The sequence below is a fragment of the Stieleria maiorica genome (assembly GCF_008035925.1).
GTDB lineage: Bacteria > Planctomycetota > Planctomycetia > Pirellulales > Pirellulaceae > Stieleria > Stieleria maiorica.
On the sequence record NZ_CP036264.1, the window covers coordinates 6,965,905 to 6,980,295 of the forward strand.

Annotated in this window: 8 protein-coding genes; 1 reads left to right on the forward strand and 7 read right to left on the reverse strand. The window is 60.9% G+C overall.

Features of this window, described 5'->3' with window-relative positions; all coding sequences use genetic code 11:
• Nucleotides 1–84: 84 nt before the first annotated feature.
• The 5 genes from Mal15_RS23830 to Mal15_RS23850 all read right to left on the reverse strand — a co-directional run bounded on the left by Mal15_RS23830 (nucleotide 85) and on the right by Mal15_RS23850 (nucleotide 8,852).
• Nucleotides 85–1,698 carry a TlpA family protein disulfide reductase gene (locus Mal15_RS23830; RefSeq protein WP_147870051.1) on the reverse strand — a complete coding sequence of 538 codons (1,614 nt, stop codon included), beginning with the start codon at nucleotides 1,696–1,698 and terminating at the stop codon, nucleotides 85–87.
• A gap of 143 nt (nucleotides 1,699–1,841) precedes the next feature.
• On the reverse strand, nucleotides 1,842–3,734 hold the full coding sequence (locus tag Mal15_RS23835) for an alkaline phosphatase D family protein (protein WP_147870052.1): 1,893 nt from the start codon (nucleotides 3,732–3,734) through the stop codon (nucleotides 1,842–1,844).
• Between the two features lie 92 nt (nucleotides 3,735–3,826).
• Complete coding sequence (locus Mal15_RS23840) at nucleotides 3,827–4,627, reverse strand: phosphatidylinositol-specific phospholipase C/glycerophosphodiester phosphodiesterase family protein (protein ID WP_147870053.1); 801 nt, start codon at nucleotides 4,625–4,627, stop codon at nucleotides 3,827–3,829.
• A 194-nt stretch (nucleotides 4,628–4,821) separates the two neighbouring features.
• Entirely contained in the window at nucleotides 4,822–8,475 is a 3,654-nt protein-coding gene (locus Mal15_RS23845; protein WP_147870054.1) for a GEVED domain-containing protein, read from the reverse strand.
• Nucleotides 8,472–8,852 carry a hypothetical protein gene (locus Mal15_RS23850; protein ID WP_147870055.1) on the reverse strand — a complete coding sequence of 127 codons (381 nt, stop codon included), beginning with the start codon at nucleotides 8,850–8,852 and terminating at the stop codon, nucleotides 8,472–8,474. The genes Mal15_RS23845 and Mal15_RS23850 overlap by 4 nt, the downstream gene beginning before the upstream one ends.
• Before the next feature lie 113 nt (nucleotides 8,853–8,965).
• Here Mal15_RS23850 and Mal15_RS23855 point away from each other — a divergent pair, with 113 nt between their 5' ends.
• The gene (locus Mal15_RS23855) at nucleotides 8,966–9,346 is read left to right on the forward strand and encodes a hypothetical protein (RefSeq protein WP_147870056.1); all 381 of its coding nucleotides are present in this window, start codon (nucleotides 8,966–8,968) and stop codon (nucleotides 9,344–9,346) included.
• Between the two features lie 322 nt (nucleotides 9,347–9,668).
• Here Mal15_RS23855 and Mal15_RS23860 read toward each other — a convergent pair whose 3' ends face one another.
• On the reverse strand, nucleotides 9,669–13,613 hold the full coding sequence (locus Mal15_RS23860; RefSeq protein ID WP_167547015.1) for a serine/threonine-protein kinase: 3,945 nt from the start codon (nucleotides 13,611–13,613) through the stop codon (nucleotides 9,669–9,671).
• Complete coding sequence (locus Mal15_RS23865) at nucleotides 13,604–14,389, reverse strand: enoyl-CoA hydratase/isomerase family protein (RefSeq protein ID WP_147870058.1); 786 nt, start codon at nucleotides 14,387–14,389, stop codon at nucleotides 13,604–13,606. The genes Mal15_RS23860 and Mal15_RS23865 overlap by 10 nt, the downstream gene beginning before the upstream one ends.
• Nucleotides 14,390–14,391 lie beyond the last annotated feature (2 nt).

Genomic DNA, 14,391 nt, shown 5'->3' on the forward strand with positions numbered 1-14,391 from the left:
ATCGTTTTGCCCCCATCGTTTTGCCCCCATCGTTTTGCCACGTCTTCGCAAGACGAGCCTGCCGGGGGCCGCTGACCGAGGACTTCAAGAATCACCATCTGCCAGCAATTCATCGATCTTCGCGTGGATCTCATCGGCGGTTGATTCCCCGGCACCGGTCTTGACCAGTCGCACGGTCCCCTGACGGTCGATCAACACCACGTGGGGAATCCCGCGGACGCCGAAGTCGCCGGACATCTCGCTGCCTTCGGGCGTCACGAAAACCGGATGCTTGAGATCGTGATGCTCCAGAAAGCTGGCGATCGTTCGACGCTCTTCATCTGGCGTGACGTCTTCGCTTGCGTGGGAGGCGCGTTTGGCTTGTTCGTCCCACTGGAAGTTGTAGTACTGTGTAACACCGACGATTTCGAATCCACGGTCGGCGAATTCCGCACGCCACTGGCGTAGATGGGGAAACGTCGCGATGCAGGGGCCACACCACATGGCCCAGAAGTCGAGCAGGACAACCTTTCCCCTCATGGACTCCGGATCGATTTCGATGACGTTGACCCAAGCGTCGACGTCCCAGTCGGGGGCGGGTTGGCCGACGAGCGACGCGACCGGCTTGGCGGTCGCCATTCGGTCGCGATAAATCTCGATGCGACGAAGCGTCGCCTGGACCGAGCGATTCGTCAGCGCAATGCGTGCCAACCTGGGCGACACGCTTTCGATCCGCTCCTTGGTCGCCTCGGGATCGTCTTGGCGCCACTGGCTGATCATCATCATCTGCGTCTCGGCGAAGTCATTTTGCAGCGCGAGCGAATCGGGGTATCTTTCAACGGCCGCGTTGACCGCTTGATCAAGTCGCTCGATGCATTCATCACGCCAAGGATCGTTGCCGCGTTCATCACCGGCCAGATTGCGGAGCACGCGTATGTAGGCCGTCATCGACACTTCGTTTGCGTCGTCCGATTCATTGATCTCGCTCAATCGTCCCACTTGTGCCTCGATCAATTCCGTCGCCGCGTCCGTCTGGCCTGATTCAACCATCAATTGTGCCTTCAAGACGGTCAGCTGTGCCAGCGGCATCAGCAGATCGAAATCCGAATCGGCCGGCGCATCCTTGAACGCGTTCAACGCATCATCGACGGCGGTTCGCAGGGCGTCATCGTTGCCGGATTTCTGGGCGACGTCCTGGATGCTTTGGATCGTCATCCAGCTGCCGAACAAGTTTCGGCTTTCGTCGGCATGTTTCAGATAGAAATCGAGCAGCTTGCGAAACTGTTCGGTCGCTTGCCGGTAGTCCGCCTGGTCGGCAAACCGCGAGGCCAGACTGTGTCGGAGCACGTGGTGATCTTCCGAATCCGGGTTCTCGGCGATCTTCGAATCAAGAAACGTCACCGCAGCCTGCAGATCCGAATCCATCCGCCCGCGAAGCTCCGCCTGCAGTTTTCGAAAAGCTTCCAAGCCGGCGTCCTGTGCCCGCAGCAACGTGTCGCTTGGCAGCGTCAGACAAACACAGACCACCGCGCCGACCAAAGCCGCTGAAACCAAGAAACGATTGCCGAAGCGAAACATGATCATCGACTCCAACCAGAGGGTCTGTAGTGCAAGACACCCATCGTATGCCCCCGGCAGTGCCGCTCGCAAGCTAGGTGCGGGGCGTCCGGTTGGCTTCGTGCTGGTGATCGGTCCAGTCGCTGCGGTGACGCGCGTCATGATGGATAGGACCAATGCGACCTATAAGTCCTATGTGTCCTACTGGTCCCATTGCACGATCGTTGCCTGATCCTCGAAGGGTAGGCAAAACAATGGGGGCAAAACAATTCCAGGTGGCCATCGTGTTGCCACCGCTTCGAACTTTACCGCTCGGTCGAAATCGATTCGGCGTAGGCCAGTTCACCTGTTCGGCCGTCGTAGTACTGGAAGACGACTTGGGGATGGGGGTAAGCGACCAGGCGTTTCCCGCCCAGCTTTTGCGGCATGTTGAACACGTTGTTGATTTGCACGACACAAAAGTACGGATACAAGCGTTCCAGTCGCGGCAGGTCGGGCAGGATGTAACTGCTCCAGCGGATGTCGCACTCGCGTGGTCCGAACTTGAACTTGCCCGTCGCCGGACGGTCGCTTTCGTCGTTGACCGGGACGTGGTTGACGCTGTTGTGCGGCCCGCAACAGAACTCCCAAACATTGTCGGTGACCTTGATCGCAAAACTGTTGTGCAAGTCGCCGGTCATCACGAACACGCGTTTGCCGATCTTTTCCCACTGGGCAATCAAAAACTCGCGTTCATCAAAGAACCCCGTCCAGGCTTCTTCTTTGTTTTCCGCGTCGGCTTCAAACCCGCCCGCGCCGCTGTGCGGGATCATGAACGGAACCGTCGAGATCACGAAGCGAAAGTCGGCGTCGCTTTCACGCATGCTGCGAAGCAGCCACTCGCGTTGCGGCCGTCCCAGCATCGAAACACCGGGCTTGTCCCGCTCCGTCACGTCATGCATCTGGCGATCACCGCGCGTGTCGATGAAATAAAACTCGCAATTGCCGATCCGCTTTTTCCCGTAACTGCGACGGCCGATCGAATAGCTGACGTTCGTGTCGTCGACCTTTGCCGGCATGTGCAACCGCAAGGTGTGCGGATCGATGACTTCGACGATATCGTAAACGTAGGAGTTCTTGTGGCCGGAATCGTCGTCGTATTCCATGTCGTTCACTCCGGCTTCGGGGGTGCCCCAGTGGACGTGCAAATTCCCCATTTCTGAAAGCGGCATCTTGGTGAAGTCGGCGTTCTGGTCGTACAGCAGATCACTGTCGCGACGCATCGTCGCTTTGCCGAAATGAATCGGGTGGTGATGTTCGGTCGGATTGGCCCAACCCAAGTAGTCGTACCAGGCTTGCGTTCCGATATCGCGAAACACCGTGCGGCGATGACGCTTGCCCGTTTCTGCAGAACCCCAGATGTCGTTGACCAATTCGTGGTCATCGAACGTGAAGTAGCTGGGCACATGGCGATGCCACTGTGACAACGATTCACCGCGATCGAGATACAGTTTGTAGTTTTCCCAGACGCCGACGATGGTCGGCGCGATCTGGGCGACTCGGGGCATCGCACTGGCACCCTGGACCAATTGCCAAGCCTGGGGCGGATATCGCCTCTGTTCCTCGTACAGCCAATCGCCGTTCATCACATGGAAGTGGACTTTGTCGGCCCAGTCGCGATTGAGGTGCTCGTACGTGGTCGCACGATGCCCGTTGCCGTGCAGCGGGTTCTGGTTGGCGCAGGACCCGATCTGAAACCGGAAATTGAACAGCCCGTCGGGGTTGTAGCTGTCGTTTCGCGACTGATCGGCGCTGGGCAGCGTGCGAAAACTGCCGGGCAGCCCGTGCGGGCGACCGTTGACCCAAACTTGATAGTGGTAGCGGGTGTCGCTTTTCAGTCCGACCAGATCCACCACTCCGGTATTGTCGTGACCGATCGTCGTCTCGCCGGACTCGCTGACCGAGTCCATCGCGTCCGCCGCGGTGCCATAGTGGACTTCGAACTGTCCGGGATCAGAGGTCCGCGCCCAGAGTCTCATCGACGTTGCCGAGGGCTGCCCGAGCATCGGACCATGCGTCAGTCGGATCGGATCACGCGCCGGAGAAATCGTGATCGACGCATCGGCCGGATCAGCCACGTGGTGCTTGGGCGACGGAGTGTCTTGCGCGTGGACGATCGATGCGAGCGCAAACAGAGAACAGACGAGCGTGGTTCGCATGGTGAACAGTCAAGGTGGCGAAAAGGGGAACACGATGGGAATTCAGACGCAGTCTATCCGATCGGGTGCCGGCACGTGCGGCGGTCGTCGTGCTATCGAGAACGCAAGAATTCCGCAAGTCCCGCCAAGTCATCGGTGTTGATCAGGTCCACGTTCGCCTCGGCCAGCAACGCCCACACGGCCGGGTCGTCGGGCGTGGCCCAAAACCGAACACGGCGTCCGGCGGCATGGGCCTTTTCCACCACTCCATTCAATCGTTCTCGTTCGGCCGGGGGCATTTTTCCGTCGCCACGCCAGCGGAAGTTGCGTCCCCAGTGATCGCTGATCAGCGGCATCAGGTCGGCTGACATGTCCGTGTTCAAATCCGAGAGTCGGCCGTCGATTCCGGCGTATCGCGTCGGATCGGCCTGGATCACGTCGACGGCTCGATTGCCGCTGATGATGGCGGTGACCGGGCCCGGATGAACGCCTTGGTCATCGACGTGGGTCAAGATGTCGGCGTACTGTGACAGGACGGCGTCCAAGGCGTGGTAGGTGGATTCGCCGTCGGATTTGATATCGATCAATAATGTCAGGGTTTGTCCATCACCGTGGACACTGCCTTTGTTTTGCTTGATTCGAGCCCGCAGTGGGTCGAGGTACAGCCCTTGTAAGGTGCGGGCGGGCGACGTCTTGTCTCGGTCGTGGGCCACCAACAGCGCGCCATCGATCAAATAGATATCCGCTTCGACACTGCCAAATCCGTTGTCGAGGGCGTCCAGCAGCGGACGGTCATGCAGGTAGTCGTTGTGCGCGTGGGCATGGTGGACGGGGGTGACCGATTGGGCGGGCAGCGTCGACGCGGGGACGAGGGTGAGGGTAAGGAGCAGACAGGTGGTGATGGTTCGGTGCATGCGTTTGGGGGAGGGGCAAAACGATGGGGGCAAAACGATAGAAGGCAGAATGATACGGGGCAGAATGATACGGGGCAGAATGATACGGGGCAGAATGATGGGCGGGTGGGGCATGCTGTGCATGCCTGGGGACTGTCAGGGACGGTTTGGTCGACGCGGCAACTCCGCTGTCAAAAAAATGGGATGCATCGGGATCAAAAATCGAGCCGTTTGAGGAACCGCGTGCCGAAGCGACCGTAATCTTGGCCATCGACATCGTTGTCTCCATCGGAATCGAGGTCGGCGCGGAAGCCGTCATCGGTCGGTGAACGCAGGAACGTCAAACCGAAGCGGCCATAATCTTGGCCGTCGACATCACGGTCTCCGTCGGTGTCGCCGTAGTGTCGAAAGAACGCATCGGATGCTTGGTCGCCGAAGGTGACGTTGTCGTCCATGGCCAGTGGGCCGGATGTGACGAGGGAGCCGACGACGGTCAGTTCGTAATTGCCGTCACGGAGCGAGTGGAGGCCGGTTGCAGCGGTGGCGACCGCCGGGCCGGGCAAAAACGTCAACGTCGCGATCGTCTTTCCGTCTTGAACGTCAATCGCAAGCGACAGATCCACCTGCTGGTCTGTTGCGCGGTCGCGCACCGTAAAGGCGTCTTCGGACGTTTCGACTTCGCCATTGAACGTCACCGTCAGCCGATCGACGCGGGAGCGTTGTGACTGGCCGTCGTTGATCACGATGCTTTCGATCGCCGGGGCGACGGCGGCTTGAACGGTCACCGCGTAATCTTCGACTTCGCCATCAAAGGCGAATCCCGTCGGTTGCCATCCGCCGACCGAACTGAGCCGGACGCGAGCGATGGTTTGCCCCAGCGGCGCCGATTCCGGCAGATCGTAGTTGAGTGTTTGCAGTCCGGCGAAGACGGGGGCTGCGGTAAGGATCTGTTCGCTCGGCTGCCAGATCCCGTCGCGATCGAAGTCGATCCACGCGTCCACTTTGGCTTCATCCGCGTTTTGCAGATCGATGTTCACACCTGCCATCGGATGACCGATCTTGATGTCACCGAACAACACGCCATCATCCAATTCGCCGTCGGCGGTCGCGGATGCGACGCCATCGGACTCTTCGTCACGGGTCGCGCCCAGCCGCGGACCCGTCGCCCCATGGCGTGCTCCGTCTTGCGCCAGGGTCGTGGGATAGGTCGCCGGCGCATCACCGAAATCAAAACTGTCGAGCTCGGTGACCGACAGGTTCAAGACAGCCCAGTCCAGAGCGCTGTGTTGTCCGAGCAAGACATCCAGCCGTCCGTCTTGCAAGGCGATCAGATCACGGCCGGTCAACTCGACCGTCAACGTCGTGGTCTCGGTCGTTGACAAGGGAGCGGTGATGCCGAGCGAGGCGAGCGATCGTGCCAACGAGACGTCTTCGATCCAGATCGCGTCGCCGGAGGTTGTTGTGCCGGTTCCCCGCAGCCCCAGCGACAACACCGCCGAGCGAACCACCTCGTGAGTGGCCAGCGAGTACTGGAAACTAAACGGAACGTACTGGCCGTCGGTCGTCTGGTCGCTGGACCGAATCGGCGTCCCGCCGGCCAGGGTGGTCACGTCGGCGAGCCATTGCGGATCGACGGGCAGCGCGTCGGCGGACGCCGATCCGTCGAACTGGAGCAAATCGAAATCCCCCAGCACGTACTCACGCGTTTGGCTGCTCGGGTCGGCCATCCGTTGATTGTGCTGGGCGACGAACAGGCTGCTGGTCGGGTTGAGCGGGTCACCGAAATCGATCGGGGTGGCGTGGGCGTCGATCGTTGCCGGGGGTTGGGGCCCGAAACGGGTCTCGTTGACCAACGTGCCCGTCGAACCGATCACCCAGTTTTGCGCCGTCGGTGGGTTCTGGACGATGAATTGATCGGCGCGGGCGTTCCAAAACACCATCCCCGCGCCACCCCAGCCGTGCCCGCTGCCGAAGTTGCCGCGATTGCGAGCTTCGATCATGTTGTCGGTCGTGATCGTGTCATACAACGTTCCCGAGGACCAGCGTTGGTGTGGTCCGGTCGAGTCGTGGGAGTCGACCGCGACGCCATCGAGAAACACATTCGGTCCGCGGTTGCGCCATGACGAATTGTTGACAAAATCGTGTCGCCCGTTTTCCGAATAAAGGTTCCGCATCAAGACGAATTGGCCGTCGATCGTGAACGGATATCGTCGGGCGCCCGTGATGATGGATACCGGGTCCAAACTTTGTGCATCGTCCACGGTGACACGCAGGGCGCGGCTGGTGGCGTGAACGGTGGCAAACACGAAGTGCTGGCCGGTGATGTTTCGAACCCAAGCGTCTCGGACCGATTGCAACTCGATGAACGTCGTCGCGTGCGCTTCATCGGTCGGGCTGGTGAAGTCCGAGACGCCGCGAATGTTTTCGATGCCGACGTTTTCAATGCGGGGGAACGTGTATCGAAACACGGTGCCGCCGCCAAACTCCTGCTGGAACGATGACATCAAAGGCGCATTGAAGAACACGCGATCGCCTTCGATGCGTGTGATGACGCGCTCGTACAGGTGATCAAAATTCCCGCCCGGTTCCCATTGATTCACCGTGCCGCCGTCACTGCGCGGCGGGATCGAGTCCATCCCGATCTCTGCAATCCACTCGGCCGTGCTGGGGCGTTTGACGATGATCGGATCACCGACGTTCCAGTTGGCGGTCGAATCAACGCGCAGACTGGTCGCTCCCGCCGGCACGTATTTATCGACGATGTTGTGGGTCGTATTGGAGATGCCCGACGCCCATCCCGATGGCTGACCGACCAGAATCAGCGAGCGTTGTGTCGTCCCGGTGGCGCGCAGGATCGTACTGGTCAGCGGATCGTCGCCGTCACCGACACCGCGGAGCACCACGCCGTCGTCCAGAATGGTCAGTTGGTCGCTGATTTGATATTCGCCTGCGGTCAATTGCACGACCCCACGATAGCCATCGAGGCCGACGGAAAAGGTCGCGACCTGATCGATCGCCGCTTGCAATGCCGCCATGTCGTCACCGGATGTCGGTGCGACCGTCACGACCCGTGACGGATCAATCGTTTCGGTGACATCGGGCAGCGGCTGGTCGCTGTTGCGATAACCGGCCGATGAAAAGTCGGCGATGCGGTTGCCCAAAGCGTCCAACGGGTGAACCAATCGGCCGGCGTCGCCATAATACGCCAACGATGATTCACCGACCGTCTGTTGCACTTCTTGGACGCGGATGTTGTCCAGACGCATGGCATTCAATCCGACCGTTCCCCACGCGTACACGCGAAACGTGACCGGTGTTGTTTGCCCGGTCAATTCTGGGATCCCTTCCAGGGGAACGTGGACCGATTCAAAAACGTCTTCGCTGGTGATCCGTCCGCTGGCCAGCCTGGTCGAATAATTATCGCCGCCCGGACCCGGATCGTTATCAAAGTAGACCGAATAACTGTCTTTCGAATCCGGGTCGTTGCGACGAATTTGCATGCTGAATCGAGCCAGATTCAGCACGTATCCATCGATCGGCGTGACCGTCAATTCGAAGTAATCGTTTTGCCCGCCGGCAGGCGTCGGTTCGCTGGTCTCGTTGAACGCACCGCCGAGTGCGAGGCCGTTGGGCGGCTGGCCGTTGCCCGTCCACCCCAGGCTGAGCGGTGAATTGATCTCGCTGGCGAGCGTCTCGGCATGCGTGTCGACCGAAAACAACTCGGGCGTGACGTTGGTGTGGTTGGCAAACTCGTAAAACGCCAGATCCGCTCCTGCGGCGAGCAGTTTCCGGTGTCCCAATGCTTGCAGCAACGGGAGTCTGCGTCTTGATTGGCGACGTCGTTTTTTGGGGCCGAATGAAAGTTTCATTCGCGGATTATAGTTCCCAGCAACCCGCCGATGCAGCTCAAGCCGGCGAAACTGAGAATCAACATCAGCATGGAAAAGCAGCCAGAGCGTTGGGAGTCGATCGCGGTCGGGTCGGTTGACGCTGAATCACCCGCCGTGTCGTCCAAGCCCGGCGGTGTTTGTTTCATCCGTGATTCCACGAAGGCCTTGCACTGGCGAAGTGATTGACCGGAAAACTCTCGATAAAGCTTGACCGCTTCGATCTTTTTGCCGCGAGCGATCGCCGCATCGACCGCCTCCATCGCTTGGTCCCGATCCCGCTGGTCTTGATTCGAATCGTTCATGAAGAATTGGTTGCCGTTGTCAGTCTGGAAATGGAACTTCTTCGGATTTGTCATTCGCCGGCACGGGGCTTGTAGCGTACGACGTGCCGATCGCCTATATCTAGTCGCATCCGGAAGAGCGCCCGGGTCGGTTTTTCTTCAGACTACCATTTAGAGAGTTGACAACGATGCGAGCGAAGATTTTTGGGGGCTTGGTCTGTTTGGCTGCCGCAGCCTGTCTCGGTTTGCCTGCGATTGCCGCAGACGACGATGGGGACAAGCCCAAGTTCAAGACCAAAGAAGTGATGAAGGAGGCCTTTAAAGGCCCTCTGTTGAAGAAGGTCGCCGGCGGTGATGCATCGGCCGAAGACGTCAAGAAGTTGCACGCGATGCTGGTCGCACTCTCCAAGAACGAGCCGCCGCGCGGGGAGGAGGAAAGTTGGAAAGAATTGACCGGCGCGTTGGTGAAAGCCGGCAAGGCCGCCGTCGATGGCAATGACGACGCGGCTGCGATGTTGAAGAAGGCATCCAATTGCAAGGCTTGTCACAGCAAGCACAAGCCCAGCTAAACGCCGTCCCTGCCTCGTTCCAACGCTCCGCCTTGAAACGCCGGTGCAATCGTTGCCCGTTGGCTGGTCGACTCACAGCGGCCATCGGGCGACGAAACACGAGTGACACCAGCCGAATCACGCAAGCGTTCGGGCTCCCAAAGCGTTCGGGCTCCCAAAGCGTTCGGGCTCCCGCGTTGATGGAAGCCCGTAGGCTAACGCCCAATGGCACCTGCTCTATGAGCCGACGGCGCTAGCCGCGGGCCTTGGATTGCCCATCGAGACTTGTAAGGCCCGAGGCTAGCGCCTGCGGCTTGTAAGGCCCGAGGCTAGCGCCTGCGGCTCAGTTTGTGATCGAAAGTTCGATGTCGTCGATCCGCACACTTCCGAGTTTCGGGTCGGTGACTTCAATGCAAATTTCCAGCGGTTCGATCGACGATTCCACGCGCGGGACAGAAAACTCGCTCGTTCGTCGAGTCCAGACGCCGCGTTCGCCGGATAATTCCAAACGGCTCAGCTCCTTCCCGGCGTGACGAACGACCAGTTGTGCGATCGGTCGATCGGCGTCGATCGTTTGAACCATCACTGAAAGACGGTAATCCTGCGCTGTTGTCGCGGGCACGGTTTGGACCAGTCGCCAATTGCCGGTTGCCCGTGAGGGGACGGCCCGGCGGATCAACAAACACGCGTTGTCAGAGTCTGCTGCGTCGGACGTGATGGCTAGCGGAAGGCTGCCGCCAAGCACTTGACGACCGGCATCCACGGAGGGTTCGGCCGCTTCGATTTGCCAATAGGTTTCCAACGGCAATTCAAAATCGCCACCGAGTAGCGGCAGGGATGACGGGGGACGATCGGTCGCCGAATCGACGATTTGGTTGACCGAGGCGATCGGCATCGAAGCGATTTGATCGACAAACTCCTTGAGCGCCTTGATCTGATCCAGCAGCGCCTGCTTCTCGCTTTCCTCGCGCGTCTCACGGGAACGCAACAGTAAACGCCGGGCCTGGTCGCGCGACAGATCGATGAACCGGGCCACGTCGCAAGCCGGATCAAGTGTGCGGGCAGATTCGATCGCCGAATACGCTTTGTCCAGCGATCCGCGACGCAACTGGTGTTTGGCCAACCCGAACCAAGCCGTCGAACGGTGTCGCGCCGAGACGGCGGCGTCGACGGCCGCACGGTACCAGCGATCGGAATTCTCCGGATGCCCCGCAGGTGACGGTGCCTGTGATTCGACGTGCTCCACGACCCGGGCGGCGCCGATCAGGGAGACCGCGTCGTCGGGGGAAAGCCGAATCGCGTTTGCAAAATGTTGTCGGGCCGTTTCCCAATCCTGGTCCTGCAAGGCACACCATCCGGCGATCTGATAACCGCGTGAATTGTCGGCATTCAACTCGATCGCTTTGGCCGACCAGACCCTCGCTGGATCCAGGTTGCCACGGGAGTATTCCAGTGATGCGATCAGAGACGCTCGTCTCGCGGCGGCAGGATCGGGTCCGGTCAGACTCTCGATCCGATCCGCCCCTTGGTAGGCGAATCGGATCGCTTGAGCGCGTCCGCGAAGATCGTCCAATCGCACCAGGGGGCCGTCCATCGTGTCTTGCAGGTCCAGTCCGATCTCGACGGCCTGGAAAAAGGCTTCGATGGCGGTGTCGATCTGTCCGAGTTCTGCGGCGGTCGCCCCGACGTGCCAGTACACCCAGTGCAAGTTCGGCTCGAGTCGCTGGGCCCGGCTGGCATCGCGAAAGCTGGTCCGCAACAGTTCCTTTGCGCGGCGGTGGAGGATTGCGTCGGACCGGGGATGGTCGCGCATCAAGACGGCTTGACGGAGCGCGACGGTGGAGCGATCGGCGACGACGAATGCGGCGTCGGGGCGGATCGCGATGCAGCGTCCGTACTCGGCACGCGCCAATTCGTAGTACTCAAGCGCGGTGTCAAAATCGCCGCCCGCCTCGGCCCGCTGGGCCTTCAAGTAATAGGCCTGGGCGGTGGGCAGACGGATCCAGCAATCATCCGGTGCGTTATCGGAAACGCGTCGCAGCGATTCCAACGCGACGTCGATCGCCCGGTCAGCGGGATCGCCATCGGTCGCCGCCATGAACGTCGTGCCGTAGTTGTCGAACCAGGATCGGTAGTTGGCATCGACGCTGGCGATCAAACTGAAAATGGCCAACTGCTGGCCATCGGCTGGATTGCGGGGCGGACCCAGTTCGGCCGGTTCCACGCGTTTGCCGCCGCTGAGCCGAAAGGAGGCGATGCTGCCCAGCCATCGTGCCGCTTCGCTGCGGCGAAACGTTTGGATCCGCTTGGTCAACTCCGACGCCGCCCGCGCTTCCCGTTTGCCGACATTCGATGACAGATAGCTGCGGATCAATTTCAGCATGCTCGGCGATCCGCCACCGGGATCGCTGCCCATCGCGACCGCCATTCGGGTCACGTACAACGAGTTCAGGTTGGTCAGGATACGATAGACGTGCCAACGCAGCCGGTCCCGTTGCAGTGCCGTCAGATCGTCATCGGGCAAGTCTTCCCACCAGGTGTCACTGTCCCAAAAACCCAGCTCACCCAAGGACGCTTGCAACAGCACCGCGGCTTCGGTCGATCGCGACAGGTGGACCAGATCTTCGCCGTCGCGTTGGAGCGCATGGAATCGTCCCAACCGTTCCATCCGATCGCGGCGGACGATCAACGACTGGCGCTCGTCGGCCAACGCGTCCTGGTTCTCCATCCGATCGATGGCGACACTGAACAGGGCCGCGGCATCGGCATAGCGGCTTTCCGCCAGCGCCGCGTCGCCGCGTTGGATCGCGGCGCCCGACGCGGCGACGGCTTCCAGCCGCCGCGTCTGTTCTTGAAATTTGATCTTGCGTTCTCGTTCGGCATCGATCCGCGCCGCTTCCATCGCCCGTCGGTTCATTTCCTGTCGCACCAACAAACCGGAAACGGTTCCGACGAACGTCAGCAACAATCCGACCGCCAGCGCCGCGGTGAGCGCACGGTGATTGCGTGCCCAACGCAAGGTGCGTTCGATCGGCGGATCGACGAACACGCTGACCGGTTGATCGGCCAGATACTTTTGCACGTCTTCGGCAAGCGCGCCCGCGGTGGCGTAGCGTTGGGGCATCGGCGTGGCCATCGCCTTCAGGATGATCGCTTGCAGGGCCTTGGGGATCTGGGAGCGAATCTTCAGCGGCGGATCGAACCGGCCTTCAATGATGCGGTCGAACGTCGACTGCAGGTCGGCTTCACCGGAGTGGGGGGCTTGTCCGGTCAGGATGAAATACAGTGTCGCGCCCAGGCAATACACGTCGGCAGCCGTCCCGATCTGGTCGATCTTTCCGGCCGCCTGTTCGGGACTCATGTAGCGGGGCGTGCCGAGCGTGGTGCCCTGGCGGGTTTCATCGACGGAGGAATCATGTTGGTGATCTAGCGAGAGCGTGGCTTCGAGCTGTTGGTCGATCTCCTTTTCGGTTCCCGGCGAATCGCTCGGACGCGCCGAAGGGTCCAGCCATTTGGCCAACCCCCAGTCGACGACCAACGTTTGCCCATAGGACCCCAGCATGATGTTGGCCGGTTTCAAATCGCGATGAACGACCTGCTTGCTGTGCGCGTAGTCGATCGTTTGGCAGACGTCGACAAAGTGGTCGAGCAGTTTCCGCAAGGAGTCGGTGTCGTACCAATGCGGCGATCGATCGTGCGACGACGGCGTCGGGGACGGGAGGCGTCGATTGAGTTTTTCTTCGACGACCTGTTGAAGCGTGCGTCCGCGGATGAACTGCATGGCGTAGAACGGGCGGCGGTCGTCCTGTTGCCCCAACGCATAGATCGGGACGACGCCCGGGTGTTCCAAGAATCCCGTGATCTCCGCTTCGCGACGAAACCGCGCCGCCGCGTTGAAATTGCCGGCCCACTCACCGCGCATTTGTTTGAGCGCCACCTCGCGACCGAGTTGCCGGTCCCAAGCCACCCAGACTTCGCCCAGTCCGCCGACGGCGTGTTTGCTGCGCAGCTCGAATCGACCGCTGGAATCGTCCACGCGGCGACGGTCGGAACCGCTGCCTGCACCTGCCCCGGAGCTGTCGGGGGCGGACGCCTTATCATGCGGGGCGAACAGGCCCGAGGCCAGGAAGCTGGCGTCGTCGACCGATTCCAAAGCCGCCAACAAAGAATCAACTCGCTTCCGTAACGAATGGTCGTCTCCGCACGCCGCCGCCAAGTAGACCTGCCGCTCGACCGGGTCCTCCAGGCTGAGCGCGTGCGTCGCGATTTCGTCGACTGTCAGGGCCACTGGGGAATCCGTTTTTCCACGAACGCTCGGATCCCTTCGGCCGCCGATTCGGTGTTGCACAGCGTCGCGCCGGTCGCGGCGCCGTTGGTCAGGTTCGTCAGCAGCGCCTCGCCGATCCCTTCGTTCAGCATCCGCTTGGTCGCTTGCAGCGATTCTCGCGGCGCGGCGCCGCAGCGTTTGGCCCAGTCGCTGGCGGTGACCCAGATCTGGTCGGGCGAGACGACTTCGCAGCACATGCCCAATCGATACGCTTCGGCGGCCTCGATCGGCGATCCGGTCAACAGCATCCTCGCGGCGATTGCCGCACCGAACCGAAACGACAGCAGCGGTGCGGTCAACCCGCCGATCAAACCGCGTTCGGCCGCGTTGGCGGTCAAGAACGCACGATCGGACATCACGATCATGTCTGCGGCGAGTGCGACGGCCAGCCCGGCGCCGATCGCTTGCCCGTCGACCGCAGCGACCACGGGTTTGGGAAACCGCAAAATCGTCTCGCATAACTCCGTCAGTTCACGCCAGGATTCGAACCACCGCACCTGGGCGTCGATCGGTTCCAGTTCGGCGACTTTCGCGAAGGCCTTCAGATCGACGCCGCTGCAAAAATGGTCGCCTTTGCCGGTGATCAACACGGCCGACACGCGTCGCTCCTGGTGCACGTCGGAGAGCGCCTGGGCCAGATCGGTGATCAGCGCCGAATCGAGCGCGTTACAGACCTGGGGGCGATTGAGCGCCAACGTCGCGATCTGGTCGACGATCGTCAATTCAACGTGCTGCATGG